The organism is Patiriisocius sp. (assembly GCF_051252435.1).
GTDB lineage: Bacteria > Bacteroidota > Bacteroidia > Flavobacteriales > Flavobacteriaceae > Patiriisocius.
In genome coordinates this window covers 1-26,990 of the sequence record NZ_JBPOFW010000007.1, presented here as the reverse complement: position 1 = coordinate 26,990, position 26,990 = coordinate 1, and the positions used below count along the sequence as shown (strand labels likewise).

The following is a 26,990-nucleotide window of genomic DNA, read 5'->3' as shown; positions in this document are numbered from 1 at the left end:
TTATGAATTAGCTTGTTCAATTTTCCAATCAAGATATTTATGAATATCACTTTCAATCCAACCAATACCAATTGAAAATATAGCTAAATCATCAAGGTATCCAATTCCGGGAATAAAATCTGGCACCAAATCTAGGGGATTTAAAACATATAAGAGGGACATTACAATTGTGGCAATGGTGAACCAAGGTACATTTGTATAAGCACCGCGCTTGATATCCTTGATCATCCCGAACATAATTTTTCCAATTTCAAGATATTTGGTCAATGAGTTTACGCCAGAAAGTTTCTTTTCCACTGCTTCTTCATTTTCGAGTAATACCTCGATATCATCATCATCAACTTTTACTACCTTATCTTCAAAGGTGTCATTTATCTTTTCTTCAAAAAAAGAAGTCTCTTTAGAAGCATTTTCTTTATCTGTATTTTTATTTTTCTTGTTGAAGAACATATTTGTTAGGTTTTACGTAAAAGTACAATTTGTGAAATTTAATTTATTTAAAATTTTGTTATTTGTTTTCAGAAGGACTATTAAAATTAGTTAAAGTATTTCCTCGGATTCTTGTGGAACTTCCTTTCCATATTCCTTTTTGTAAATCCTAACAATAACAATAAATAGACTAATGAGTAGAGGTCCAAAAATTAATCCAATAAAACCAAAAAGTGGAACTCCAACAATTACACCAATCAAAGTAATCAATGGATGAACATTATCCAGTTTTTTTAATACATAAAGTCTAATAATATTATCAGTCGAACCAACGACTACAAGACCATAAATCAATATTGCCCAAGCTTGAAAATTATCTCCAGTCGAAAGTGTCAATAAAAAAACAGGAATGATGCCAAGCAGCGTCCCTACGAATGGAATCATTGAACCAATTGTTACAATTACAAACCAAAAGAAAGGGTCTTTAATACCAAAGATAAAAAAACCGATGAGTGCAATTACGCCTTGCGCTATTGCAACCATAGGAATACCCAAAGCGTTTGAGCGTACCATGTGGTTTATTTCTTTTCCAATTTCTTTTAGATTTACCCTATTGATTGGTACATATTCATAAAGAGAATCTTTAAGCTGTTGTCTACCGGTAAGCATATAATATAATAAGAAATACATGATACCAATTGCAATGAAAATGGTAAATGTGCCGCCGGCAAATCCTTGTAAATTTTCGGAAATCCATGAAGATACTGCACCAACGTCTATTTGTGAACTTAGATCATAGCCCAGCTTTCCTTCCCAATTTTCTAGTTGATTTTTAAAAGCTTCGGTTACTTTTTGTGAATTTCTTACGGCCTCGCCTATTTTATTTCCTAGCATGATGACAATACCAGTTACAGGAAGCAATATTCCTATAAAAGAAATAAACATTAAAAATGCAGCTGCCCAATCTGGCTTCCATCCTTTTTTTACAAGTTTTGTCATCCATGGACGCATCAATACATAAATGGTAACAGCTCCTAAAACACCAGAAAAGTAAGGGAGCATTTCTCTAAAAATCAACACTCCTATTAATAAAATAATGAGCAAAATAAACACCTGTCTTATGATAACAGGCTTTATGGCATTAGATTGATTCATGATTTTATATATTAAATTGCAAATAATTGATTGATGTCTTTAAACGATTTAAATTCAAGCGCATTTCCTGAAGGGTCTTTAAAGAACAAAGTGGATTGTTCACCCGCGAGCCCTTTAAATCTAGTATAGGGTTCAATGATAAATTCAATACTTTTTGTTTTTAATTTTTCGGCTAAAGAATTGAAATCATCCATGGAAAGTACAACGCCAAAATGGGGAACTGGAACATCTTTGCCATCAACTGGGTTTGAAGTTTTAGGCTCATTGTTTGATTCTTTATAGTGGATTACTAGTTGGTGTCCAAAAAAATTGAAGTCAACCCAATGGTCGCTACTGCGTCCTTCTTCACAACCTAAAATATCTCTGTAAAATTTGCGACATGCAGCAAGATCATGAACGGGAATAGCTAAATGGAACGGTTGTATTTTGCTCATAGAAAATTAAATAAGTAAATTTATTAATTATTCTCAGCATCAACAACATCAGTATCTTTACGGTATTTTAAAAGACCAATTCCCGCAAAAAAGAATACAACTCCTAAAATAATTGAAGGCCATTGAGCATTACCAATATTCATGCTTCCAAAAGCAGATAGAACCCCTAAAATTAGAGCAATTGCTCCTCCAATGGTCATAATAAGTCCTAATATTTTAATCATGATTAAGTTGTTTTTTGGTTAATGATTTAAAGATATTAGTTTCAACTGATCTACTAAATGACATTAACAGAAGTTTGTGTGTTGAAAGCAACGCTAAAGCAAGGTTTTTCTTCTTCGGAAATATGAAATAGTAGAAATTTCAGAAACTTAAAAAAGCCTGTAGTTTTTAAACCACAGGCTTTTTAAATATTTAAAAATTTATAGAAGTTACTCTTCGCTTTCGTCCCAGCCAACCATAAAATATTTAAATTTTGCAGCGTCAGGAATTTGTGATGCTTCAATCGTTAAACTTGGGTCGTAGCGTAAATTTTCTGGAAGTTCTTTTTTGTCAATGGTAATATAAACATCGCTATCTTTCAGAAAAAGCACAACCGCGTCGAAGCTAGTTTGTATCCCTGCAATTTCATAGTTATCCTTAATGTCTTTATAGGTGCTTTTAATGTTTAAGCCTTTGTTGGTCTTAAAACGTTCGTCAAAAACTCGAATATTTGTAATGGTAGCTTCAGGATTATTTTCATCGTCGGGAGAAAGTAAAAGTAATTTTTTTCCACCTTTTTCAAATAATTCGACTTCGCCTTGCGTGCCAATGGCATCTTTGATTGGGGTAAGCGCAACAATACTGTCGTTTGCGAAAATAGAATCTAATTGCTTTACCGTTGTTTCGTTGTTGACCGGGCCAACGCTTCCATCACCAACGGCAAATTTATCGGTTTTTGTTTCGCATTGAATAAATGCTAATGATGCTACTATTCCTAAAAGTATCGTTTTTTTCATAGGTAATGCGTCGAGAATTTACTTCTATTTCCGCTGGGTTTTTTTGATTAATGTTTCGTTTTTAAACGGTGCAAAAGTAGAAAACTTACCTTATAAAAGTCTTTATTGATAGTTAATCTTTAGATAAAAAATTATTCTTTTTTTTGAACTATTTTTTTATCCAATTAACGCATCATTTTTCCAAGAATACCTAAAACACTTCTTATAACAGTGGGGCTTGTCAATGTCTTAATCCAAGGGTTTTGTCTATTGCTACTGCGAGTGGTCGCTCTTCGACTCGTAACTTTTTCGGCTTCCTCCTTTTCCTTTCTAGCTTTTTCTTTTGCCTCTTCTTTTTCGGCAATTTCTATCTTTTTGTTGAGCATTTCGTAGGCGCTTTCGCGGTCAACAACTTCATTGTATTTTTTCACCATTTTTGAAGTGTTAATCAAATCTCGCAATTCGCTATCTTCAAGAACGTCCATTCTGCTCATTGGTGCACGTAGCATGGTTACGGCAAGCGGAGTGGGAATCCCTTTTTCGTTTAGCGCACTTATCATCGCTTCTCCAATTCCCATAGAGGTCAATGCCTCATCCGTTTTGTAATATTCGCTAATAGGATAATTTTCTGCGGTTAATTTAATGGCTTTTCTGTCTTTTGCGGTAAAGGCACGCAATGCATGTTGAATTTTTAATCCCAATTGTCCCAATACAGCATCTGGCACATCCGTAGGGTTTTGTGTTACAAAATAAAGACCCACGCCTTTTGAACGTATTAATTTTACAATACTTTCAATTTGGTCGAGTAGTGCGTCACTCGCTTCATTAAAAATAAGGTGCGCTTCATCAATGAAAATAACCAATTCGGGTCTTCCGCTATCGCCTTGCTCTGGAAACGTAGCATAGATTTCGGCCAATAGGGAGAGCATAAATGTTGAAAATAATTTCGGCTTGTCTTGGATATCGGTCAATCGTAAAATATTGATATATCCCATCCCGTTTTTATCGGTACGCAACAAATCGTCTGTTTCGAACGACTTTTCTCCAAAGAATAAATCACCTCCTTGTTGTTCGATTTCTATTGCTTTCCGAAGAATAGAACCCGTTGAGCTCGTTGACATTCTACCGTAGTCTTTTTGAATTTCTTCTTTACCTTCTTCGGTAACGTAGTTGAGCATTTTCTTGAAATCTCTCAAGTCGAGTAATGGCAATTTGTTGTCGTCACAATATTTGAAAATCACGGCGACAATTCCACTTTGCGTTTCGGTTAAATCTAAAATCCTTGATAGCAATACGGGACCAAACTCACTCACGGTGGCTCGCATGCGAACACCTTCTTGTTCTGACAGCGTTAAAATTTCCACAGGAAATTTTTTGGACTCAAATGGAATTCCAATTTTTTCGTGTCGCTCATCAATTTTCGCATGTCCGGGACTTGGCATGGCAATACCGCTTAAATCTCCTTTCATGTCCATCAATAAAACGGGCACGCCTTTTTCGCTCAGGTTTTCGGCAAGCACTTGCAGGGTTTTTGTTTTTCCTGTACCCGTTGCTCCAGCGATGAGGCCGTGACGGTTGATTGTTTTTAAAGGAATTTTTACGAATGCATTGGTTATGGTTTCTCCGTCGAGCATTGCCGAACCCATAATTATTGAATCACCTTTGGTTTGGTACCCTTCGGTAATGTGGTCAAAGAAAGCTTGTTTGTCTGCCATGGTTGTTATTTTGGATAAAAATAGTAATTGTATAAAGCTTCCGAAGAGAAATATTAATTTAATTTATTTATTCCAAAATTAAAAAAGGCTGCGTTTATAGGATTGTTGTTATTATTAAATACATATCTAAACCTGACGGTTTGATTAGCGGTAATGGGGTACATTAAAGTACCACTTGTTCCCCAAAAATCTGAAGAAGGTAAGCTTGTAAATCCTCTAGAAAGGTAACCAATTAGAGTTCCATTTATGGTTACGGCAATAATATATTTGCTATTGCCTGAGGGTGCGTTGTTTGAAGAAAAAGAAGCTGATAATAGATAATTTCCAGATTCTTTTACGGTAATCGTACCATTACCTGTTACTGTGTAGAGTGCGTTATCATTTACTAAAATATCTGCGATACCAATAGGGAATTCATAATAGGTGTTGTTTCCACCTAGGATAGCATTGTTGCCGCCTGAATAATTTTTATTAACAATTAACGTTCCTTTATTTGTGTTTGTAAGTGATGACCAAACGCCGTTTGTTCTAATAAAGAGGCTGTTTTCTGAACTATTATAAACGATTGCTCCGTCAAGAGGCGTTGGTATATTGTTCATTTGAGTGGTTGTCATTCTGGGGGGTACAAATGCGCCTAATGTACTCTGTATTTCCAAAGCTGAACCGTCGTCTGGCGAAGTAGTACCAATACCTACCTGAGCAGTTGCATTAATTGAAATAAATAATAAGAGGATATATAGTAAATTTCTCATGTTTTTTTTCAAAAGTAACAGCACGAGTTTTTTTTCACGGCATTTTTTTTAGATTTTGGACATATTGCATTTAATTTCCGATGAACTACCTAGGGTGAAGTCTCATACTCTTTTAATTGTGTTTAAATGATGCATAATTTGTGAAAAGTGTACCTTTGCCGTAATGGAAATAGAGATTCAAAACAAGGTTGATAATGGCACGATGTTGCCATTGATGGAGGAGTTTTACACCATACAAGGTGAGGGGTATCACAAAGGTACCGCTGCATATTTTATTCGCGTCGGCGGTTGCGATGTGGGATGCCACTGGTGCGATGTAAAAGAGAGTTGGAATCCTAAAAGTCATCCACCAACCTCTATCGAGAGTATTGTTGACAATGCGGTTAAGCATTCAAAAACAATTGTCATTACAGGAGGAGAACCTTTAATGTGGGATATGAATCCACTAACGCAAATGCTCAAATCAAAAGGCGTTGACACGCACATTGAAACGAGCGGAGCTTATGAGCTTTCAGGAACTTGGGATTGGATTTGTTTATCTCCAAAAAAACGAATGCTACCCACAGAAAAAGTTTATGAGCAGGCAAATGAATTAAAAATGATCATTTATAATAAGGACGATTTCCGCTTTGCGGAAGAGCAAGCCGCAAAAGTGAACAAAAATTGTAAGTTGTTTTTACAGCCGGAGTGGAGCAAAAGAGATAAAGTCATTCCTCAAATTGTAGATTATGTGATGGCAAACCCAAAATGGTTGGTAAGCTTGCAGACACACAAATATTTGAATATTCCTTAAAAGATAATCGAGGTATAAAAATCAGAAATCCCGAACCTTATAAAGATTCGGGATTTTTAGTTTTATAAAGTTTTCAATAAACTTATTTTTTCATGCTTGACATTGTATCTTTCACTGCTGTAAAATCGGCAGCAACGATTACATTGCCCCAGCCCATATACATAGTAACTCCAGTTGAAGATTCATCAAATGCGATTGAAAACGCCTCAATTGTATCCTTTCTCATATTAACTGTCGCCTTCGTTCTGGCAACGTCCATTTTTTGGTCATACGTATAAGAACCCCAAACGTTTGAAGCTTTGTTGATAATCACGGTCCATTCCTTTTCTCCAGGAATTGTAAATAATGAATATGTTCCTGGTTGAACTATGGTATTCCCAACCTTCATTGGTACATAAAAAGTAATTTCAGTTGCTTCATTGGCTCCGGTTCTCCAAACCTCACCATTAGGCGCTAGTTTCGCCAGCGCACGATCCTTAAGTTGTGGGCGGCTGTATTGCACTTTCACGAGTTTGTTTGAGACTTTGTAGTCTGACGGGAATGCCGCAACATCCATTGGGCTTTTATCTAGATCCTTAAATTTTTGAGCGGTAGCATCTGTGCTCATAAGCGCAGTTACTGTAAATGCCATTACGGCAATCATTATTTTTTTCATAATTGTTGTTTTAAAGAATTTAAAGATACCTTGATTTTCAATACCGAAATGTTACAACTTTCATAAAATCTTTATCTCAATCTTACATTTAGACGCATCAAGTTTATCCTAATTCATGCTTGATTTTCTTCGGAAATTTTAAACCATTTAAAAAGCAGGGTTTTTCACAATGTTTTGTTAATAACTTAACCCCTAAAAACTGCCGAATCCCCTCATTTTGGAGTGGGTTTGGTTATATTTGTCATACTTCGGAAAAAAGCGGTTTTAAAGTCCTCTCAGGGCTTCGTTGTTATATATTTCCGAAGAAAATATAAAGCGTATAATTGAAGCTAATAATTTATGAGCGAAGAACAGAATAAAGGTAATTACGGAGCTGACCAGATACAGGCATTAGAGGGAATGGAACATGTGCGCATGCGTCCATCCATGTACATTGGAGATGTGGGAGTACGCGGTTTGCACCATCTTGTGTATGAGGTTATTGATAACTCTATTGATGAGGCATTAGCGGGTCATTGTGATACTGTTCATGTGTGGATTAACGAGGACAATAGTATTACCGTTAGAGATAACGGTCGTGGTATCCCTGTGGATATGCATAAAAAAGAAGGTGTGTCTGCACTTGAGGTGGTAATGACCAAGATTGGTGCCGGTGGAAAGTTTGATAAAGATAGCTATAAGGTTTCTGGTGGTTTGCACGGTGTGGGTGTGAGTGTTGTAAATGCACTTTCGGCACATTTAAAAGCGACTGTTTTTCGTGATGGAAAAATTTATGAGCAGGAATACGAACGCGGTAAAACAATGTATCCCGTAAAAAGTGTGGGTGAAACTGATTATCGTGGTACTGAAGTAACATTTACACCAGATGAGCAGATTTTCCAGCAAACGCTTGAATATAGCTATGATACTCTGGCAAGCCGTCTACGTGAGTTGTCTTTTCTTAACAAAGGTATCACCATTACAATACAAGATAAAAGGTTTACAGAAGAGGATGGTGCATTTAAAGGGGAAACGTTCCATAGCGAGGAAGGATTAAAGGAATTTATCCGTTTTCTAGATGGAAATAGAGAAATGTTGATTGGTGATGTAATTTCAATGGAAGGGGAGAAAAACGATATCCCTGTAGAGGTTGCGATGGTTTATAATACATCGTATAACGAAAATTTACACTCGTATGTAAACAATATTAATACGCACGAAGGAGGAACGCATTTGAGCGGTTTCCGTCGTGGATTGACAAATACACTCAAGAAGTATGCAGATGCTTCTGGAATGCTGGATAAATTAAAATTTGATATTGCTGGAGACGATTTTAGAGAAGGTTTGACGGCGATTATTTCAGTAAAAGTACAAGAGCCACAATTTGAAGGACAAACAAAAACAAAATTAGGAAACAGAGAAGTAACTAGTGCAGTGAGCCAAGCGGTTTCTGAAATGCTTGAAAACTACCTTGAAGAAAATCCTAATGATGCTAAAATCATTGTTCAAAAAGTAATACTTGCTGCAACAGCACGTCACGCAGCGCGTAAGGCTCGTGAGATGGTGCAGCGTAAAACTGTAATGAGCGGTGGCGGTTTGCCAGGAAAATTGAGTGACTGCTCAGAGCAAGACCCAGAAAAATGTGAAGTATTTCTTGTCGAGGGAGACTCGGCAGGTGGAACGGCAAAACAGGGTCGTGACCGTAATTTCCAAGCCATACTACCATTACGTGGTAAAATTTTGAATGTGGAAAAGGCGATGCAGCACAAAGTATTTGAGAACGAAGAAATCAGGAATATTTTTACGGCACTCGGTGTAACTATTGGTACAGAAGAGGATAGTAAAGAATTGAATCTAACAAAACTGCGCTATCACAAAGTAGTCATCATGTGTGATGCCGATGTTGATGGTAGTCACATTTCTACCTTAATATTAACCTTCTTTTTTAGGTACATGCGCCAACTTGTGGAAAATGGGTATGTATACATCGCAACCCCACCATTATACTTGGTTAAAAAAGGAGCAAAAAAGGAATATGCTTGGAACGACAAGGAGCGTGATGCTTTTAACGAAGAGTTTGGTGGAAGCGCAAGTATCCAGCGTTATAAGGGTCTTGGAGAGATGAATGCACAACAATTATGGGATACTACAATGAATCCAGCATTTAGAACACTGCGTCAAGTAACTATTGATAGTGGAACTGAGGCAGACCGCGTATTCTCTATGTTAATGGGTGATGAAGTGCCACCACGTAGAGAATTCATTGAGAAAAATGCTAAATACGCAAATATTGATGCATAGTTTTTCTTCTGAAATTTAAAACAACAAAAACCTCTGCTATAATTTCATATTATTGTAGAGGTTTTATCTTTAGCTGATTTCAGTAACTATAAAACCCAACCCAACCCGACCAATCATTTTACAATGAAACTATTGCAACTGCCCCAAATGCAAAAAAGCATTTTATTCACTTTATTTTTAATCGGCACTATTTCAGCAAATGCGCAAACATTTATTGCAGATGTGGAAGACTTTTTGGTCGATATGGTTTTTATCAGTAATCAATATGTTTCGCCAGCCGCCGATGCCGCCGTATTTCAATCCAGCTCAAGTTGGCACACAACGGCAACAGGATTGTATTTATTTGAAGTAGATGGCTCCATTCATTTTAATATTTTACCTGTGCCAAAATCTCAGCAGTCGTTTACGGTATCGAATTCAGATTTTATAAGTCTCAATATTCGTGGAGCCAATACTGCCCAAGTTCCCACAGCACTAGGTGGCGACACCAACGTGTTTTATGACTTTGTCCTCGACGGCGATGACTATGAACTGCAAACATTTGAAGGAGCAAAACAGAGTACGTTTTACTATCCTTACCTGCAAGCAAGTGTGGGGCTTTGGCGAGAAACCGAACTTACAATACAATACGCCCCCGAGATAAAAATTGATGAAAGCGGCTATCAAACCTTTGGTGCTGCGATAAAGCACAATGTGAGCCAATATTGGCAACAACCAGATGATACTAACGGCGTTGAGGTTGCCGTGCAAGTCGCGTATTCGTTATTTGATTCGCAAATTTACTTTGACGATTTTGCTATTAAACAATCAAATCCGGAGCCAGGAGATATTCCTTTGGCGATTATCAATTCGTTGACGGTGGATGCCAATTCTTGGACAGGGCAAATTATAGGTTCAAAAAGGTTTAATGATTTTGAGGTCGTAGGCTCATTTGCAGTTTTATCCAACAAATTTGACTACACAATGGGTGGAGAAGGCGATTTGTTTTTAAATCTTTTAAATGAAGCGTTCACGGCTCTTGAAGACGCAAACACATTGGTAAAAGGAAATTTAGGAATGAATTATCATTTCAATAAATTTTATGTGGCGGGTACCGTTTCTCTTGGGAAGTTCTTAAATACTAATGTGTCTTTGCATTATAGGATTTAAGGAGTTTTTAAGTCCTTCGGAAATTTTAATTTTTAAATTAATGTATACTTTTGAATTCAACGTTCCGTTTTATTTGAACAAAATTTATTTTTATGAAAAAGTTATGTATTGCATTCACTTTATTGATAGCTACAAATTCAATAGCACAACAAAATCTAGAAGATTTACTCGCTGCGGGTATTGAGGACGCACAACGATTTACTTCCTCGTATATCGCTCCAGCTGCTGAGGCAATGATGTACAGCACTTCAAATGGGTGGATTCAAACAGCCGAATCTAAAAAACCGCTTAGGTTTGAAATATCGTTTGTGGCAAATGCTACGTTTAGCAATGATGAAAGCCAACGCTTTTTACTGAATACAAACGACTACAACAATCTACAATTTAGAGATGGAAGTACTTCAAAAATGGTTGCCACGGCACTTGGTGAAAATGACCCAGAAATAAGGGTCTTTGCTGAAGTTGATAACATTGTGCCAGGAATGCCCCGGCAGGAAGTAGAATTTGAATTGCCACAAGGATTAGCCTCTGCAAATGTAAATATTGTACCGAGCGCATTTTTACAAGCACGATTGGGCTTGTTTAAAGGTGCCGAAATCAAAGCAAGATATTTTCCAAAAGTAGAACAAGAGGATGTAAAGCTTGGACTCTACGGAGTTGGATTACAATATGAATTCACTAAGTTGTTACCAGCAGATAAAATTTTTCCCGTAGCCATTGCTGGGGTAGTTGGCTACACCCATCTTGATGCCAATTACGATTTTACAGATACCGATATTATCGATGGTGAGAATCAGCAATTTGATGTTCAGCAGAACAGCTATGTGTTTCAATTACAAGCTTCAACTAAGCTGCCAATTTTTAATGTTTATGGTGGTGTAGGGTATTTGACTGGCACTTCAGATTTTGGTGTTTTGGGTACATACCAAGTGAGAGCGGGTATTCCATTATTAGAGAATACGAGCACATTTACGAATCCGTTTTCTATTTCTCAAAAAATTTCTGGTGTACGAGCAAATGTGGGAGCGCACTTAAAATTGGGTTTCTTCAAATTTAATGTGGATTACACGCTTTCAGAATTCAACTCACTTTCGGCAGGATTGAATTTCGGAATTTAAATTTTTTTCCTCATTTCAGCGTAAGCAAACTTCTAAAATAGTGTTCATTAAGGTTTATTAAAACGCAGATAAATTGTACTTTTGCGTAAAATTTCAGCAGCGCAATTTCTTCGGAAATAATGTGCATTTGGAACTTCTGAAATAGAAAGAAATTACTAATTAACGTTGTGAAAACAACCAAAAAAAATTACAGATGAAAGTAACAGTTGTTGGTGCCGGAGCAGTAGGCGCAAGTTGTGCAGAATATATTGCTATTAAAAATTTTGCAAGTGAAGTTGTACTTGTTGATATCAAAGAAGGCTTCGCCGAAGGGAAAGCGATGGACTTGATGCAAACAGCTTCTTTAAATGGTTTTGATACGCGCATCGTAGGTTCGACAAACGATTATAGCAAAACAGCCAACAGTGATGTTTGTGTAATTACAAGTGGAATTCCGCGTAAGCCAGGAATGACTCGCGAAGAGCTAATTGGTATCAATGCAGGGATTGTAAAAGAGGTTTCGGGTAACTTAGTAAAGCACTCTCCAAACACTATTTTAATCGTTGTGAGTAATCCAATGGACACGATGACGTACTTGGCACACAAAACAACAGGATTGCCAAAAAATAGAATTATAGGTATGGGTGGTGCACTTGACAGCGCTCGTTTTAAATATCGTTTGGCCGAAGCACTGGATGCTCCAATAAGTGATGTTGACGGAATGGTAATTGGTGGACATAGTGATAAAGGGATGGTGCCATTAACACGTCTTGCTACCAGAAATAGCGTACCTGTATCTGAGTTCATTTCTCAAGAAAGATTGGATGAAGTAAAAGAAGCGACTAAAGTGGGAGGAGCAACCTTAACAGGATTGTTGGGTACATCTGCATGGTATGCGCCAGGTGCTGCGGTATCTGCGTTGGTACAAGCCATTGCTTGTGACCAGAAAAAGATTTTCCCCTGTTCGGTATTATTGGAAGGTGAATATGGCATGAATGACCTATGTATTGGTGTTCCCGTAGTACTAGGAAAAAATGGAATCGAGAAAATAGTTGATATCAAATTGACGGATGCCGAAAAAGCACACATGAAAGAAAGTGCTGATGGTGTGAGTGCAACAAACGCTTTGTTAGAATTGTAAAAATCCTTTTTCAAAATATGATGAAACCTCACAGGTCATTAGGCTTGTGAGGTTTTTTTGTTGAATTCATTTTAATAAAAAGCGCTATTTCTTCACAAATTTTATAGATTCAATGTCGCCACTTTCATTTTCAATAGAAACAAAATAAACACCTTTTGCATAACTAGAAACATCTAAACTGTAAATACTATTCATAGAAGCGCTTAGTGACTTTAAAAGCTGTCCTTGCATGGAAAACACTTTGATTTGCAGTTGATCTGTGTTGCTATTTTTATTACGTAGTATTAATGTGTCTTCCACTGGATTTGGATATATAGCAAACAGTTTTTCTTGATTGTCAGGAACATTCAAAATACAATCTTCTGAGTACACGAAATCTGCTTGGATAAACCAAGTGTTATATGGAGGTTGGTTGCTATTTGCGGCGATTTCATCATCAATTAGCACGCAGTCTAAATCATCAAGTTCACATGGTCCGCTGCCGCCACTGCCGCATAAAAATGTTACGGTCAATTCCTCGTTATTTCCATTTTTTAAATTGAGGTACGATAAAAAGAATAAATCTTCACTGTAGAGCTCTTCTAGATTTATATTATTACTTAAATCTAAGGATGTAATTAAAAGATTTTCACCACCAGTATTGCTGATATAGAGTTCTCTTAACTGGATGTTATTGCTCAAATTTATAGAAGTAAGACTGTTATTCGTAACATCTAAGACTTCTAAGGCTGTAAAATCCTCAATCCCAGTTATGTCTAAGGCTGCTTGCTGTGAAAGGTCAAGGGTTACGATGGTGTTGATATCACTAGTTAATACTTGCCCGTTGATAATACCATCACTATCAATTCCTAAATTAATAAGAGATTGTTCAAAAACGGAATCAGGTATCTCTGTCGTTTGCGCCAAAGAATATTTGATGGTAGCTAACAGAAAAATTAGGAGCACCCATTTTTTTATTAAAATGTGAAGTAGTGAAATTTTCATTTAATACGGGATTTTGATATTGCCATATAAACTGGGAGTTAGTTTAAAAGTACTTTTTTTTTCAAATAAAAAATTTATGTTGATTTTGATATTTGATTTGTTTTAAAATTTTACAACATAACCAACTTTACCAAAGCAAGTTGTTTTTTAGCAGATTATAAGTAAAGACACTACCATTACCGTCTTTATTTTTTTTATATTTGGCGCGATGAAATTTAAATGGTTCTTACCGGTTTTATTCACTGTCTTGGTCGCGGTTGGCGTTAGCATTGACAGAGATGCACTGCGCAATCAAGAAATTGTGGTAGAATTTGGTGCTAGCCAAATTTCAAAGGAAGCTAGCCAGAATGCCATTTCAAATGTTACCGAGCAATTAGAGCGCATAGGGGTACAAAACATCGCCATCGAAAATGCGGTGCAAGGAAAAGTAACCATTAGCTATCACAGTAACCTCGATGCAGCGCAAGTAAAGCGTATGTTGACTTCGGAAAAGAACAGCGCATTATATCTTGGTAGTATTGATGGTAGCGTTCCGTTAAAATTTCCTTCGGAAGATACTCAGAATACATACAAAATAGACGTTCACGAAATCCAAAACGGTAGCGATACCGAAAGGGGCCTTGATGGAACAATCGTTCAATTTGAAACAAAAGTTCTTAGATTTTCAACACCCAACGTTTATTTTTCAAACCCTGAAATTATCATTTTTGGAAAAGAGAATAGCGACGCTGTTGCCTATATTTCAAACAGAACAAACGATATTGCAATTCAATGCAATGCACATAACATTCCCGAAGTGCGCGCAGGCCCACTAAGCTAAGGGAACAACTATTCATGATGCTTTTAATTCTGAAATGCATCTCCCAAAAAACTCAAATGAAATTATTTAAATAAGCAACGCTTTAATGCATGGTTTTTTAATATTCATTTAATCAAGGTTGTCAAATTTCAGAAGATAGCCACACACTTATAATTTATAACAAAATAATTGTCCAATCGAGCGATAGATAGTAAATTCGCCCGATTTTAAAAATTAAAATTAAAACCCAAAAAATGACAAATAAAGGACTTATTACAGTTTTTGCGGTATTGTTTGGATTGGTAAGTTTATACCAATTATCCTACACATACTTAGCAAACAAAGTAGAAGATGAGGCGGCGACGTATGCGCAGTCAAAATTTTCTAAAGACCAACCTAACGAAAGAGCTGCCGCTGAGGTTGCTTATTTGGATAGCGTTGCAGGAAACCCAATAATGATGGGTATCGATTACAAAACTGCTAAAGAGAAAGAGCTTAACAAGGGTCTTGACTTAAAAGGTGGTATTAACGTAATCCTACAAATTAGTGTAAAAGACATCCTTAAAGGATTAGCAAATAACACAAAAGACCCAGCTTTTAACCAAGCACTTGATGCCGCAGATGAGCGTCAAAAAGATGCGCAAGAAACCTATCTTGAGTCATTCTACGCTTCTTTTGAAGCACTTGACGGAGAAAACAATCTTGCATCGCCCGATATCTTTTTCAATAAAAACCTTGAAGATGATATTGATGCTTCCATGAGTAATGACGAAGTGAAGACTGTTATCGACAGAAAAATCGATGAGTCTATTACATCTGCTTTTGAAGTATTGCGTAAGCGTATTGATAAGTTTGGGGTAACACAGCCTAACATTCAGCGTTTAGGGAATTCTGCTCGTATTTTAGTTGAATTACCAGGAGCGAAAGATGTAGAGCGTGTATCAAAACTATTACAGAGTACAGCGCAATTAGAGTTTTGGGATGTGTACAAGTTTGAGGAAATGTTTGGTTTCTTACAAGAAGCTAATGCTAAAGTTGCTGAAATTGAAGCATTAAAAAATCCAGCTAACGAAACAGCTGAAGAAGTTGCCGAAACTGAACAAGATACAACAGCAACTGAAGGTGATGATATTAGTGATCTTCTTGACGGTGAAAAAGTAGATGAGTCAACCGAAGATATAGAAAAGCAAAACCCTATTTTCTACAAAATGGTATCTCAAGGATTTGCGGGTCGTCCAGTAATCGCAACATTTGCTTTGAAAGATACTGCTACTATCAATGCTTATTTACGTATGCCACAAGTGAGAGCATTATTGCCACAAGAGCAACGTTTTACAAAGTTTATCTGGGAAAAGCCAGCGGACATCCAAGTGACCAGAGATGGAAACGAGGAGACAATGACCGCTACGGGACTTTACGCCATTAGAGGAAATCGTGAAATGACGCCACCACTTTCGGGAGGTGTTGTGACAGATGCTGCTCAAACGTATGACCAATTTAGCAACGTAGCTGTATCTATGCAAATGAATGGTAAAGGAGCTAAGATTTGGGAAGAAATGACCAAAAATGCAAACACAAATAATTCGCAAATTGCCATTGTACTTGATGATATTGTATACTCTGCGCCAGGTGTAACATCGCCAGGAGGAATTGCTGGAGGACGTTCAGAAATTACAGGAGACTTTAATATCCTTGAAGGACAAGATTTAGCAAACGTACTTCGTGCTGGTAAATTACCTGCAAGTGCCGATATTATTCAAGCAGAAGTTGTTGGTCCTACGCTAGGTGCCGAAGCTATCAATAGTGGTATGATTTCATTTATCATCGCATTGTTTTTGGTATTGGTTTGGATGATTTTTTACTACGGAAAAGCAGGAGCCTTTGCCGATGTTGCTTTGGTGGTGAACATCTTGTTCATTTTTGGAGTATTAGCAGGATTGGGTGCTGTATTAACATTACCTGGAATTGCCGGTATTGTATTGACCATTGGTATTTCGGTGGATGCGAACGTACTTATTTTTGAAAGGATCCGGGAAGAGTTGGATAAAGGGAAATCTCAAAAAGATGCGATTAAAGATGGTTTCCAGAATGCATTATCTTCCATTCTTGATGCCAATATTACAACGGCACTAACAGGTATCATTCTTTTAGTATTTGGAACAGGACCTATTCAAGGATTTGCAACTACCTTATTGATAGGTATTTTAACTTCATTGTTTACTGCTATTTTCATTACAAGATTGTTTATCGACAGTTACACGAAGAATGGAAAACCATTATTATTCTCTACGGGAGCAACGAAGAACTTGTTCAAAAACGTAAATATCAACTTCCTTGGAAAGCGCAAAATGGCGTATATCATTTCAGGAATTGTAATTGCTTTAAGTTTAGGTTCATTGTTTACTAATGGTCTTAACCAAGGTGTTGACTTTGTGGGTGGGCGTACATACACAGTTCGTTTTGCACAGGATGTTGATGCGCCAGCGGTAACTCAAGACCTTGTTTCACAATTTGGAAGTGCTGAGGCAAAAACCTACGGTGGTAATAACCAATTGAAAATCACAACCAAATATAAGGTGGATGAAACTGGATCTGAAGTAGATCAAGAAATTCAGTCTATGTTATATACTGCTGTGAAGTCACACTTGCCAACGGGAATGACCGAAGAAGAGTTTAAGAGTGATAACGACGCCAAAGTTGCTGGAATTATGGAGTACTATAAAGTAAGTCCTTCGATTGCCGATGATATTAAAAAGGATTCGTTCTGGGCTGTATTTGGTTCGTTGATCGTAGTATTTTTATACATTTTATTACGTTTTAGAAGATGGCAGTTTAGTTTAGGTGCTGTTGTGGCGGTATTCCATGATGTATTGATTGTACTTGGAGTATTCTCATTGACACAGAACATTATGCCATTCTCAATGGAAATCGACCAGTCATTTATTGCGGCGATTCTTACCGTAATTGGTTACTCGCTGAATGATACCGTGGTTGTTTTTGACCGTATTAGAGAGTATTTCAATGACAATCCTTCGTGGGGCTTTGGTAATGTAATTAACCGCGCCTTGAATAGTACATTGAGCCGTACGTTAAATACGTCATTGACAACACTAATCGTATTGATGTGTATTTTCTTCATTGGTGCCGAGTCAATCCGAGGATTAATCTTTGCATTGATGGTAGGTGTTGTAGTAGGTACATACTCATCATTGTTCATCGCAACACCAGTAATGTATGACACAGTAAAGAAAAAAGCTGCAGATTTGTTACTTGAGAAAAAAGAAGAGGAAGTAGAAGCGTAAGCTTTTCATTTTTATCTGAAATATGAAATCCCTTTCAACGATTGTGTTGAAAGGGATTTTTTTGGCTCCGGAAATGTGAATCGTTTTAAGGTATTGGTTTCAAAAACCAAATATATTTTTTATTAACAGATTTTGTGAAATATATAGAGCCAAATAAGGTTATTCCTATAACAAATGCCAAAAGTAAATCTATATTATCTCCTTGAAAATATCGGACAATTCCAGCTAAAATACTTAGAATTCCTATTACAATTAGTAATTTTTTTGTTGTTTTATTCATTTGTAATTATTTAAATTTATTTTACTTACTTAAAGCCTTAATAATACGTTCTTCATTTAAGACTACGTCTCTAAAAAGAACATGAGGGAATAAAGTGTATTTCGAATCTTTAAAAGCTTCAGCAATATTTAATAATGAAGAAGCTGTTACCAATGACAAGTTCATTTCGGTATCCATTTCACAATCTGATATAAAGTCATCAGTGAATTCTGGAGAAACCAATAATATTTTTACGATTCTTAAATCATTTTTTAATGCTACATTTTGATAAGACTTCAATTGTCTAGAAACTGTGCTGAACTTATTGTAACCTCTCTCTTTTGAAGTTTTGCACTCGACAATAATGATTTCATTGTTATCAAGGTTTAAAAGGATATCCATCATATCCTTACTTGTATTTATTTTGTTTTTGAAATTATCATCAACATTGAATCCAAGACCTGCAAAGATGTTTTTTGTCAATTCTTCGAATTTTAACCCTAATTCTGCTTCCTTGACGTCAATCCCGTTTTCTTTCAATAAATTGTAATTACGATAGGCGACATTTTCATAATTCTCGAGATATAGATTTTCTACATCTTTATATTGGTTTAATATATTCAATATGTCATCACCTCTTTGCTTTACTCCATTTTCCTTGATAAACTTTATTAGATCCTCTTTAATAAGTAAATCTAAAATATCTCTTGGCTTGATGTTGTAGTCTAAAAGAAATTCGGCCTTTAAAACATATTCTTCTTGAAATTCAAACTGTTGTTTAATTTGCTTATTCAATTTTGGTAAAGAATTGTTTAAATCGGTCAATAATTTGTCAAATCCATCTATTGAAATCCCTACTTTCTCATCTTTCTCAACAGTTTCAAAATGTTTAATAAGACTGTCAATTTTATCATCTAGAACGCTACCCCTTAAATTATTTATGTTTAATCCTTTTTCACAAAGTTCGTTTAGGGTTTTTTTCTTTGAAGTTAAAGTACTTGCAGGTTTGTAAATATCTTCAAGTAAGAGATTGGTAAAGGAAACACCTTCTTTTATTATTTCTTCAATTTTATCCGAATAATTTAATTTTCTGTCAATATTGTGTTCTCTTGCAATTTGATTTATAATTGGCTCTCTTAGTAGCTTTAGTGTTCTTCTGTAAAATTTTTCTGCGACTTCTTTCTGCCTAACTTTCCTTAAAATCCTTACCATCTCGTCCGCTACATAAATAGTGTTTTCTTTGTTAGAATAAAGAATCACTCCTATGTTCTTAAGACTCTTAATAACATCTTGGATGTCGTACTTTTTAATTGGAAGTATTGAATAGTTGATCAATTTAACTTCTTCTTGAGATAACCCTAATTGTTTTGATAACGTCAGAATTATTGATAACTCGTCAGAGGTTATTTTTGTTTCTCTGTTATTATCTACATCGTTATAATATGCTGTATGCAAACACGCATTATAAATTCTATAGTCTCTTTTTTTTATTTCGCTGATTTCTGATTTTTCATCTCCTAAATCATTTTTCAATTGCTTAATTCGACCTTTGATGTGCTTTATTTCATTTTCATATAATCTAGAAAACCAATCCTGTTTCATTATACAGTTCCCGTCCCTTATAATTATGTCAATCAAAATATCAAGTTGAGAAGTTATTTCTTGAAATTCACATTTTATATGATCTGTAAACTCATCGGATACTAAAGCAAATATTTCTGAGACATTTCGGTTGTCTACAGATTTTAACCCTTTGTCAGATGAACTAAGAATTTTATTAATCTGCTTAATGTTTTTAGGGTTTTTAGAAATTATAGTATCTATAATTTTAATGAAGGAGTTTTTTTCAAGTGAACCTAGTTTGTCTAATATCTTTTCTAATTTCATTCGTTTTAAAGGTTTTCAATCGTTACTGAAATGTGTACTACATTTCATAAAGATATTGTTAGGGGGAGAACCCTAAAGATAGATAAAGAAATTTAAAATTAAAATCCCCCTCCTCCGGAGCGGTTAGGGGAGGCTTTTACTCTTTCAAATCCCATTCAACCCTATCTCCTTCAACAATGCCACGGCTAGAAGAAACGGCACCGCCAAGTTCGAGCACGTATTTTACAGGAACGCCAGATGGAAGGGACGTAGGGTCCATTGGTTTGGCTTTGCGGTAGATTTTTACAATCTTTTTGTTGGCATCAATGTAGAGAATATCAAGTTCGATTTCGGTATTTTTCATGTAGAACGAGCGTGGTTGCTCATTGTCAAAGATGAAAAGCATTCCGCTATCTTGTGGAAGGCTTTTGCGGTACATTAAACCTGTTTGGGTTTCATATTCTCCCTCAGCGGTTTCAATGGTAAAGGTGTGGATTGCTTCTTCGGTATTTTGTTTGTAAACGGTAAGTCGGCCGTCATTAGTGAAAGCAATTTCTTTGGTGAGTACTTTGGTTTTTTTCTCCTCGCAAGCGGAAAAAGAAATAATAAAGAGTACTAGAAAAAGGCAGTATTTAAGCGTTGGGTGAATTTTCATATTTCTTTTTGTAAGAGGTGACCATAAAGTAAATTCCTATTAAAATAAATGGAATACTTAATAATTGACCTGTGTTCAATGCCCAATCTGCACGCTCTCCCACTTGAGCTTCTTTCACAAATTCTACAAAGAAACGAACAGTCCAAAGGAGTACCAAAAATGTTCCAAAAAGAAAACCAAGTTGTTTGCTTTTATCTGTTTTCCAGTATAGCCACATCAAAATCGCAAATACAAAAACATATCCTACACTTTCGTACAATTGCGCAGCATGTCTAAAAGGAACGGATGCCAAAGCATCAGCAAACGTAGGGTCATTTGCAATGGCATCGTACGCTTTTCCGCTGTCTTTTATACCGGTAATGGCACTGGCTCTATTGGGAGAAATTTCATCATGAAGAAATTGGACACCCAAAGGAAAATCGCCAGAAGGTTTTCCAATAATTTCAGAATTTATAAAATTACCGATCCTTACAAAAATAGCTCCGCAGGCAACGGTTAAAACTACTCGGTCGAGAATCCAAAGCATTGGTTTTTTGAGTACTTTTTTACTGTAAAAATACATGGCAATAATTACCCCAATCGCAGCTCCGTGACTTGCAAGACCTCTAAAACCGGTGTATTCTATTTCGGGTACAAAACTAAACGGAAGAAAAACAGACAATGGGTCTTCGAGCAGCAATTCACTTTGATAGAAAATTACATGTCCCATTCTCGCCCCAACGAGAATAGCAATTACCATATAAATAAATAAACTGTCCAAGTTTTTTTCGCTTTCATTTTCATGAGCAAAAATCCTTTTGATTAAAAACCAGCCAAGGACAAAAGCGACCACGAACATTAAACTATAAAACTTAATTTCGAAAAAACCTAAATCAATCCCTTCGCTCGGGTTCCATAAAATTGTAAGTGCGCGCATGTATCTATTTATTTATCGCAGTAAAGATAAAAATAGCTTCGCAACTTGAAAGCAGAAAAAGAAAATAGTTATTTGGTAACGATTGAAGACTCTTAGAATTCCGTTATTTTTTCGGTGGAACGGGGTCGTACCCCTCTCCGCCCCAAGGTGCGCAACTGGCAATACGTTTTGCTGCGAGCCAACTTCCTTTTAAGATTCCGTGGACTTGTAAAGCTTCAACCGCATAATGCGAACAGCTTGGCGTGTAACGGCACATGGGTGGTGTCAACGGAGATATAAATCGTTGATATACCCGTATTAAAAATACAAAAGGAGCAATCAATATATTTTTCAAAATAATGCTATTTTAAATGTCTGGTCACGTTTCCGAAGTTACGATAATGAGAACGTTGTCCCGTCTTTTCCGTCTTTCAGTTGTATTCCAAATTCCAGCAATTCATCTCTAATTTTATCGCTCGTCGCGAAATCTTTATTGGCTCTCGCTTGGTTGCGCAAGTCAATCAACAATGAAATGGCGCCCTCCAGTTTATCGGTACCTTCATGTACTTCGGAAATGTTAGTCAAACCAAGAATGTCAAATATGAAGGTGTGTAGCAATGTTGTCAATTGATTAAGGTCATTTTTGCTAATCGTTACAGTACCTGCTTTTAGTTTATTGATCAACGAAACGGCATCAAACAAATGCGCAATTAAAATGGGCGTGTTGAAATCGTCATTCATCGCTTCGTAAAAAGACTTTTCTAACGCAGGTAATGTTTCCGAAGTAAAACTTGAACTGCTTTTTGAAACTTCAATCCCTTTCAATGAACTCACCGCTTCCATTAAACGGTTGAACCCTTTTTCGCTTGCTAATAATCCGTCGTCCGTTAAATCGAGAATGCTACGATACGAAGACTGCATCATAAAAAACCGAATAACATTAGGACTAAATCCTTTACTGAATTTATCATTATCCCCAGAAAGCAACTGACTGGGATTTATAATATTCCCCGTAGATTTAGACATGCGTTGTCCGTTCATTTCCAGCATGTTGGCATGCATCCAGTAATTTACTGGAGAAACTCCTTTTGCTGCAACGTTTTGTGCAATTTCACATTCGTGGTGCGGAAATTTTAAATCCATTCCGCCACCGTGGATATCGAATTGTTCGCCTAAATATTTAGTGCTCATCGCAGTACATTCAAGGTGCCAACCTGGAAATCCATCGCTCCATGGCGAAGGCCATTTCATGATGTGTTGAGGTTCGGCACGTTTCCAAAGGGCAAAATCCTGCGGATTCTTTTTGTCGCTTTGACCGTCGAGTGCACGAGTGTTATGGATTAAATCCTCGAGTTTTCGCTTGCTTAAAATTCCATAGTCGTTTGCTTCGTTATATTTATGAACATCAAAATAAACAGAGCCGTTAACGATGTATCCAAAACCGTTATCGATAATCGTTTGGATCAATTCAATCTGCTCAATAATATGACCTGTTGCGGTAGGTTCAATACTTGGAGGTAAAAAATTGAAAAGGTTTAATATGCTGTGGAAATCCACGGTATAACGTTGTACGATTTCCATGGGTTCAAGCTCTTCAATTCGCGCTTTTTTCGCGATTTTATCTTCACCAACATCGGCATCATTTTCAAGGTGTCCGGCATCGGTAATATTACGAACGTAGCGCACTTTGTAGCCTAGGTGTTTTAGGTATCTAAAAATCATGTCAAAAGACATAAATGTACGCACATTGCCAAGGTGGACATTGCTGTACACAGTAGGTCCACAAACATACATTCCCACATTTCCCGCGTGAATAGGCGTAAATTTTTCTTTGCTCTTAGAGAGCGAATTAAAGATATTGAGTTCGTTGTTTTTGTATAATTCCATGGAAGATGCTTGTTGAACAAATTTTAAATTTTCAGAGTAATTTTGGTTGTAAAGAATGACTCAAAGATAGTGGGTTTTACACAATTGTTTCAAGTTGCCACATTTCCGAAGAAAAGAGAAGAATTAATAGTTATAAAAATTTTATGTCAAATCTAGAGTCTGTTATCTAACGTCTAAAACGTTGTATCCAACTTTATATAATCCAAAAATTCTCTGCGCACAGATTCTTCTTTAAAAGCCCCACCATATTCACTCGTTACGGTGCTGCTGTCAATATCGCGAATTCCGCGTGAGTTTACACATAAATGCTTGGCGTCGATAACGCAGGCAACATCTTTAGTGCCTAAAACATCTTGAAGTTCCTTCACAATTTGCATAGTGAGTCGCTCTTGAACTTGCGGGCGTTTTGCAAAATAATCCACAATGCGGTTCATTTTGCTAAGTCCCACAACGGTGCCTTTGCTAATGTAGGCAATGTGAGCTTTCCCAACGATAGGCAACAAATGGTGCTCGCAAGTAGAGTAGAGGGTAATGTTTTTCTCAACGAGCATTTCGTTGTATTTGTATTTGTTTATAAAGGTGGATGCCTTCGGTTTTCTGTCAGGATGAAGTCCGCCAAAAATTTCCTGCACAAACATCTTGGCAACACGATTGGGTGTGCCTTTTAGGCTGTCATCGGTAAGATCAAGTCCTAGTGTTTGCATGATGTTTTGTACATCACCTTTTATGCTCGCTATTTTTTCAAGGTCGCTCATTTCAAAAGCATCATCCCTAAGGGGAGTGTCTTGACTTGAACCACTGTGGTCGATACCCATTTCTTCTGAAATTTTAAGCTCTTTTTCTAAATCCATTTGCTGAAATTTTCTGCGCTTTTGTGCGAAGGGTGCAAAGATAATCAAATCCCGTTTTGCAACCGAAACTTTGAATGTCCTAATTTTAAGATTAATGATAACGAATTAATCACAAAATTTTCTTAATTTTCGCGCGTTATTTAAAATACTATGAAAAATTTATACCCTACAAGATTGCTACTTTTAGTAGCTGTCACATTATTCTCATTTATTAATTTGAACGCCCAAGGTCCTGGTTCACTCTTTGTAGATGCCGGTCCAGACGTAACAGTTCCCTGTGCTACAGGAGGTTCAGTAACTCTTACGGCGGATTTCCTTGAAATTTTTGAAACTATTTCTGGAACATATACTGTGTCACCTATCCTGTATGCGCCACCTTTTACTTTTGATGGATTGGCGAATCAATTAAATCCTAATGCAGATGATAGATGGTCATCGGTGGATATGTTACCTTTTGATTTTTGCTTCTTTGGGAATTTAGAGCAAGAATTTCAAGTTGGTTCTAATGGAGGAATTCGTTTTGATGTAGATCCTACGGATACAGCAAGTGGGTATGCTTTTAGTGAAAATATACCCAACAATGCTAATCCGGTTTTAGGAGAAGTAAATGTGTTTACTCCATATCACGATATTGATCCTACTCAGAGTAGCAATGAGGAAATTGGATATGAAGTTTTGGGGACATACCCTAATAGGGTATTAGTAGTTTCTTATTTTGAGGTGCCTTTATATTCTGGAGCATGTAATAGTTTGTTAGCGACTCAAATGGTTGTGTTCTATGAATTCTCTAATGTGATTGAAATGTATATACAGGATAAGCCAAGTTGTCCTACTTGGCAGGATGGTGCAACTGTGATGGGAATTCAAAATAACGATGGTACTGTTGCTTATGTACCACCGGGGAGAAATACATCAGACAGTCCTTATACATTAACAAACGAAGCTTGGAGTTTTACTCCAGACGGTGCGCCAACCTATGTTTTTGAATGGGTAGATGCAGCAGGTACGGTAATTGCTACTACACCTACTATTACTGTTTCTCCACCTGGACCCACGGTTTACACGGCTAGAGTTACATATACAAATACTTGTAACGGTGAAGTTGTAGTACTTGAGGATGATGTATTAGTAACACCGCTTGCACCATTTACGGTAGACTTAGGCCTTGATATTGAAACCTGTAACAATGCTGATATTCTTTTAACAGCAGATACTATGGGTATGTCTGGTCTGTCTTATGAGTGGTTTTATGGTGGAGCGTCTCAAGGACCTTCAACCATTAATGATAATACGTTTACAGCTGCATTCCCTAACTCTGGGACATATTCCGTAACTGTTTTTGACCCCGCAGACCCTACTTGTCAAATTACAGACTCTGTTGAAATTACTTTTAACCTGCAGCCTATTATTGCAAATCCACCAATGGATTTATTTCAATGTGATGATGGAACAGGAACTGGAATTTTTGATTTAACCGTAAATGATTTGGTCGTTTTAGGTGCGCAGGATCCTTTGGAGTTTTCTATTACATACCATAACTCTGCTGCTCAGGCAATGGCAGGAACACCTTCTATTGCAAACCCTATGGCGTATGCGATAACAGGTGTTCAAGAAGAAATATGGGTACGAATTGAAGATTCATCTGGAACGTGCTTTGAGTTTGATTCGTTTTTTATAGAATATCGCACGGCAATGGCAGGTCCAATGACTGATATTTCGATTTGTGATCCTGACGGAAATGGAAATGAATTAGTTAATTTAGTTGCATTGAAAACAGCAGAGGCCTTAGGAGCACAACCCGCTGCAAATTATACGGTAACATTTCACGACTCACAATTTGATGCAAATACAGGTGCAAATATTTTGGCAAACCCGTATCCAGTTGTCGGTCCCGTTCAAACCATTTACGTAAGAGTTGAGAATAATTCAAATACTACATGTGCTGCTACGGATCAATTTGATGTAACGATTATTACCACTCCAACAGCAAATGAGCCTGACGATTTATTCCAATGTGATGATGGTTCAAATACAGGTGTTTTTGACCTCACTGTAAATAATACCTTGGTTTTAGGTGGCCAAGATCCTGCTACAGTAAATATTACATACCATAATTCCTTAAATGATGCAAATGCAGGAATGCCGCAAATAGCAAACCCTACTGCATATCCCATTACAGGTACTCTTGAGCAAATATTTGTTCGTATCGAAGATTTAACTGGACAATGTTTTTCAGTTGAGTCTTTTTTAATTGAATTTACACCAGTGACCGCAGGTCCCGTTACGGATGAAAATTTCTGTGATCAAGACTCAGATGGTCTTATTACGGTCAATCTTCCTGCATTAAAAGATGCTGAAGCTCTCAATGGTCAAAATCCAGCTAATTATACAGTGAGTTATCACGATAATTTACCAGATGCGTCAACCGGAGCAAATCCCTTGCCTTCAATTTATATCGTTACAGGTCCTTCTGAAGTTATATATGTGAGAGTTCAAAATAACACTGTGACTACTTGTGCAGATTTTACACAGTTTACAATTAATATTTTCGAAGCTCCTATCGCAACAACTCCATCTAGATATGATATTTGCGATGATCTTCCCAACGATGGTTTTGCAACTTTTGATTTAACTTCAAAAGATGATGAAATAACAGGTATGAATCCAGATGCATCAGTTTCTTACTATACGTCATTTGCTGGTGCACAAGCGGGAATTTTTCCAATTAACCCAGCAAATTCTTATGTAAACACTTCGTTAGGTTTCCAGATTGTCTATGCGCGCGTTGATAACATTAATGTATCTGATTGTTACAACATTGTTGCATTAGAGCTCCAGGTCAACGACAGTCCTGCCATTACGGACCCTATCAGTGATTATTTTTTGTGCGACTTGGATGGCGACGGTCTCGAGAC

The 26,990-nt window shown here is 36.8% G+C and carries 22 protein-coding genes and 1 pseudogene; 8 read left to right on the top strand and 15 right to left on the bottom strand.

Annotated features, from left to right (window positions below):
* The 7 genes from ACSHW7_RS13765 to ACSHW7_RS13735 all read right to left on the bottom strand — a co-directional run bounded on the left by ACSHW7_RS13765 (position 1) and on the right by ACSHW7_RS13735 (position 5,462).
* Positions 1-450 carry a YkvA family protein gene (locus ACSHW7_RS13765; protein WP_435679946.1) on the bottom strand — a complete coding sequence of 150 codons (450 nt, stop codon included), beginning with the start codon at positions 448-450 and terminating at the stop codon, positions 1-3.
* Positions 451-540: 90 nt separating this feature from the next.
* Positions 541-1,584 carry an AI-2E family transporter gene (locus ACSHW7_RS13760; RefSeq protein WP_435679945.1) on the bottom strand — a complete coding sequence of 348 codons (1,044 nt, stop codon included), beginning with the start codon at positions 1,582-1,584 and terminating at the stop codon, positions 541-543.
* A gap of 11 nt (positions 1,585-1,595) precedes the next feature.
* A complete protein-coding gene (locus ACSHW7_RS13755; protein ID WP_435679944.1) occupies positions 1,596-2,018 on the bottom strand; it encodes a VOC family protein in 423 nt (140 codons plus the stop codon).
* Positions 2,019-2,041: 23 nt separating this feature from the next.
* Positions 2,042-2,242, bottom strand: coding sequence for a hypothetical protein (locus tag ACSHW7_RS13750; RefSeq protein ID WP_435679943.1), 201 nt, complete (start codon positions 2,240-2,242; stop codon positions 2,042-2,044).
* A 207-nt stretch (positions 2,243-2,449) separates the two neighbouring features.
* A complete protein-coding gene (locus ACSHW7_RS13745; RefSeq protein ID WP_435679942.1) occupies positions 2,450-3,016 on the bottom strand; it encodes a hypothetical protein in 567 nt (188 codons plus the stop codon).
* A 164-nt stretch (positions 3,017-3,180) separates the two neighbouring features.
* Positions 3,181-4,710: a helicase HerA-like domain-containing protein gene (locus tag ACSHW7_RS13740; protein WP_435679941.1), complete on the bottom strand. Its 1,530-nt coding sequence runs from the start codon at positions 4,708-4,710 to the stop codon at positions 3,181-3,183.
* A 53-nt stretch (positions 4,711-4,763) separates the two neighbouring features.
* Complete coding sequence (locus tag ACSHW7_RS13735; protein WP_435679940.1) at positions 4,764-5,462, bottom strand: hypothetical protein; 699 nt, start codon at positions 5,460-5,462, stop codon at positions 4,764-4,766.
* Positions 5,463-5,625: 163 nt separating this feature from the next.
* On the opposite strand from ACSHW7_RS13735, the gene ACSHW7_RS13730 reads away from it, so the two are divergent.
* Positions 5,626-6,255, top strand: coding sequence for a 7-carboxy-7-deazaguanine synthase QueE (locus ACSHW7_RS13730; RefSeq protein ID WP_435679939.1), 630 nt, complete (start codon positions 5,626-5,628; stop codon positions 6,253-6,255).
* Positions 6,256-6,337: 82 nt separating this feature from the next.
* On the opposite strand, the gene ACSHW7_RS13725 is transcribed toward ACSHW7_RS13730, so the two are convergent.
* The gene (locus ACSHW7_RS13725; RefSeq protein ID WP_435679938.1) at positions 6,338-6,910 is read right to left on the bottom strand and encodes a DUF2911 domain-containing protein; all 573 of its coding nucleotides are present in this window, start codon (positions 6,908-6,910) and stop codon (positions 6,338-6,340) included.
* A 339-nt stretch (positions 6,911-7,249) separates the two neighbouring features.
* On the opposite strand from ACSHW7_RS13725, the gene gyrB reads away from it, so the two are divergent.
* The 4 genes from gyrB (at position 7,250) to mdh (ending at position 12,577) form a co-directional block, all read left to right on the top strand.
* A complete protein-coding gene (gyrB, locus tag ACSHW7_RS13720; RefSeq protein ID WP_435679937.1) occupies positions 7,250-9,190 on the top strand; it encodes a DNA topoisomerase (ATP-hydrolyzing) subunit B in 1,941 nt (646 codons plus the stop codon).
* Positions 9,191-9,337: 147 nt separating this feature from the next.
* Positions 9,338-10,339, top strand: coding sequence for a DUF6588 family protein (locus tag ACSHW7_RS13715; RefSeq protein WP_435679936.1), 1,002 nt, complete (start codon positions 9,338-9,340; stop codon positions 10,337-10,339).
* 92 nt (positions 10,340-10,431) lie between these two features.
* Positions 10,432-11,457 (top strand): DUF6588 family protein, encoded by a 1,026-nt coding sequence (locus tag ACSHW7_RS13710; protein WP_435679935.1) that lies wholly within the window; start codon positions 10,432-10,434, stop codon positions 11,455-11,457.
* Between the two features lie 193 nt (positions 11,458-11,650).
* On the top strand, positions 11,651-12,577 hold the full coding sequence (gene mdh / locus ACSHW7_RS13705; RefSeq protein ID WP_435679934.1) for a malate dehydrogenase: 927 nt from the start codon (positions 11,651-11,653) through the stop codon (positions 12,575-12,577).
* Between the two features lie 84 nt (positions 12,578-12,661).
* Here mdh and ACSHW7_RS13700 read toward each other — a convergent pair whose 3' ends face one another.
* A complete protein-coding gene (locus tag ACSHW7_RS13700) occupies positions 12,662-13,561 on the bottom strand; it encodes a T9SS type A sorting domain-containing protein (protein WP_435679933.1) in 900 nt (299 codons plus the stop codon).
* A 208-nt stretch (positions 13,562-13,769) separates the two neighbouring features.
* Here ACSHW7_RS13700 and ACSHW7_RS13695 point away from each other — a divergent pair, with 208 nt between their 5' ends.
* Both ACSHW7_RS13695 and secDF read left to right on the top strand, forming a co-directional pair.
* On the top strand, positions 13,770-14,381 hold the full coding sequence (locus tag ACSHW7_RS13695) for a hypothetical protein (RefSeq protein WP_435679932.1): 612 nt from the start codon (positions 13,770-13,772) through the stop codon (positions 14,379-14,381).
* A 233-nt stretch (positions 14,382-14,614) separates the two neighbouring features.
* Positions 14,615-17,662, top strand: coding sequence for a protein translocase subunit SecDF (gene secDF / locus ACSHW7_RS13690; RefSeq protein WP_435679931.1), 3,048 nt, complete (start codon positions 14,615-14,617; stop codon positions 17,660-17,662).
* 301 nt (positions 17,663-17,963) lie between these two features.
* Here the strand turns inward: secDF and ACSHW7_RS13685 are convergent, their stop codons facing one another.
* From ACSHW7_RS13685 to folE, 6 genes are all read right to left on the bottom strand, one after another.
* Entirely contained in the window at positions 17,964-19,808 is a 1,845-nt protein-coding gene (locus ACSHW7_RS13685) for a hypothetical protein (protein ID WP_435679930.1), read from the bottom strand.
* A gap of 136 nt (positions 19,809-19,944) precedes the next feature.
* On the bottom strand, positions 19,945-20,442 hold the full coding sequence (locus ACSHW7_RS13680) for a DUF192 domain-containing protein (protein ID WP_435679929.1): 498 nt from the start codon (positions 20,440-20,442) through the stop codon (positions 19,945-19,947).
* Positions 20,420-21,358, bottom strand: a complete 939-nt coding sequence (gene lgt / locus ACSHW7_RS13675) for a prolipoprotein diacylglyceryl transferase (RefSeq protein ID WP_435679928.1) — start codon at positions 21,356-21,358, stop codon at positions 20,420-20,422. The genes ACSHW7_RS13680 and lgt overlap by 23 nt, the downstream gene beginning before the upstream one ends.
* A gap of 103 nt (positions 21,359-21,461) precedes the next feature.
* Positions 21,462-21,695 carry a membrane protein insertion efficiency factor YidD gene (gene yidD, locus ACSHW7_RS13670; protein ID WP_435680041.1) on the bottom strand — a complete coding sequence of 78 codons (234 nt, stop codon included), beginning with the start codon at positions 21,693-21,695 and terminating at the stop codon, positions 21,462-21,464.
* 35 nt (positions 21,696-21,730) lie between these two features.
* Positions 21,731-23,224, bottom strand: a complete 1,494-nt coding sequence (gene cysS / locus ACSHW7_RS13665; RefSeq protein WP_435679927.1) for a cysteine--tRNA ligase — start codon at positions 23,222-23,224, stop codon at positions 21,731-21,733.
* A gap of 173 nt (positions 23,225-23,397) precedes the next feature.
* Complete coding sequence (gene folE, locus ACSHW7_RS13660) at positions 23,398-24,075, bottom strand: GTP cyclohydrolase I FolE (RefSeq protein WP_435679926.1); 678 nt, start codon at positions 24,073-24,075, stop codon at positions 23,398-23,400.
* Positions 24,076-24,225: 150 nt separating this feature from the next.
* Here folE and ACSHW7_RS13655 point away from each other — a divergent pair.
* A pseudogene (locus ACSHW7_RS13655) lies at positions 24,226-26,990 on the top strand (hypothetical protein); the annotation flags it as partial.

What these genes read in the sequence shown, in the direction of transcription:
- ACSHW7_RS13765 (WP_435679946.1), bottom strand. Translation starts at nt 450, where the DNA reads ATGTTCTTCAACAAGAAAAATAAAAATACAGATAAAGAAAATGCTTCT.
- ACSHW7_RS13760 (WP_435679945.1), bottom strand. Translation starts at nt 1,584, where the DNA reads ATGAATCAATCTAATGCCATAAAGCCTGTTATCATAAGACAGGTGTTT.
- ACSHW7_RS13755 (WP_435679944.1), bottom strand. Translation starts at nt 2,018, where the DNA reads ATGAGCAAAATACAACCGTTCCATTTAGCTATTCCCGTTCATGATCTT.
- ACSHW7_RS13750 (WP_435679943.1), bottom strand. Translation starts at nt 2,242, where the DNA reads ATGATTAAAATATTAGGACTTATTATGACCATTGGAGGAGCAATTGCT.
- ACSHW7_RS13745 (WP_435679942.1), bottom strand. Translation starts at nt 3,016, where the DNA reads ATGAAAAAAACGATACTTTTAGGAATAGTAGCATCATTAGCATTTATT.
- ACSHW7_RS13740 (WP_435679941.1), bottom strand. Translation starts at nt 4,710, where the DNA reads ATGGCAGACAAACAAGCTTTCTTTGACCACATTACCGAAGGGTACCAA.
- ACSHW7_RS13735 (WP_435679940.1), bottom strand. Translation starts at nt 5,462, where the DNA reads ATGAGAAATTTACTATATATCCTCTTATTATTTATTTCAATTAATGCA.
- ACSHW7_RS13730 (WP_435679939.1), top strand. Translation starts at nt 5,626, where the DNA reads ATGGAAATAGAGATTCAAAACAAGGTTGATAATGGCACGATGTTGCCA.
- ACSHW7_RS13725 (WP_435679938.1), bottom strand. Translation starts at nt 6,910, where the DNA reads ATGAAAAAAATAATGATTGCCGTAATGGCATTTACAGTAACTGCGCTT.
- gyrB (WP_435679937.1), top strand. Translation starts at nt 7,250, where the DNA reads ATGAGCGAAGAACAGAATAAAGGTAATTACGGAGCTGACCAGATACAG.
- ACSHW7_RS13715 (WP_435679936.1), top strand. Translation starts at nt 9,338, where the DNA reads ATGCAAAAAAGCATTTTATTCACTTTATTTTTAATCGGCACTATTTCA.
- ACSHW7_RS13710 (WP_435679935.1), top strand. Translation starts at nt 10,432, where the DNA reads ATGAAAAAGTTATGTATTGCATTCACTTTATTGATAGCTACAAATTCA.
- mdh (WP_435679934.1), top strand. Translation starts at nt 11,651, where the DNA reads ATGAAAGTAACAGTTGTTGGTGCCGGAGCAGTAGGCGCAAGTTGTGCA.
- ACSHW7_RS13700 (WP_435679933.1), bottom strand. Translation starts at nt 13,561, where the DNA reads ATGAAAATTTCACTACTTCACATTTTAATAAAAAAATGGGTGCTCCTA.
- ACSHW7_RS13695 (WP_435679932.1), top strand. Translation starts at nt 13,770, where the DNA reads ATGAAATTTAAATGGTTCTTACCGGTTTTATTCACTGTCTTGGTCGCG.
- secDF (WP_435679931.1), top strand. Translation starts at nt 14,615, where the DNA reads ATGACAAATAAAGGACTTATTACAGTTTTTGCGGTATTGTTTGGATTG.
- ACSHW7_RS13685 (WP_435679930.1), bottom strand. Translation starts at nt 19,808, where the DNA reads ATGAAATTAGAAAAGATATTAGACAAACTAGGTTCACTTGAAAAAAAC.
- ACSHW7_RS13680 (WP_435679929.1), bottom strand. Translation starts at nt 20,442, where the DNA reads ATGAAAATTCACCCAACGCTTAAATACTGCCTTTTTCTAGTACTCTTT.
- lgt (WP_435679928.1), bottom strand. Translation starts at nt 21,358, where the DNA reads ATGCGCGCACTTACAATTTTATGGAACCCGAGCGAAGGGATTGATTTA.
- cysS (WP_435679927.1), bottom strand. Translation starts at nt 23,224, where the DNA reads ATGGAATTATACAAAAACAACGAACTCAATATCTTTAATTCGCTCTCT.
- folE (WP_435679926.1), bottom strand. Translation starts at nt 24,075, where the DNA reads ATGGATTTAGAAAAAGAGCTTAAAATTTCAGAAGAAATGGGTATCGAC.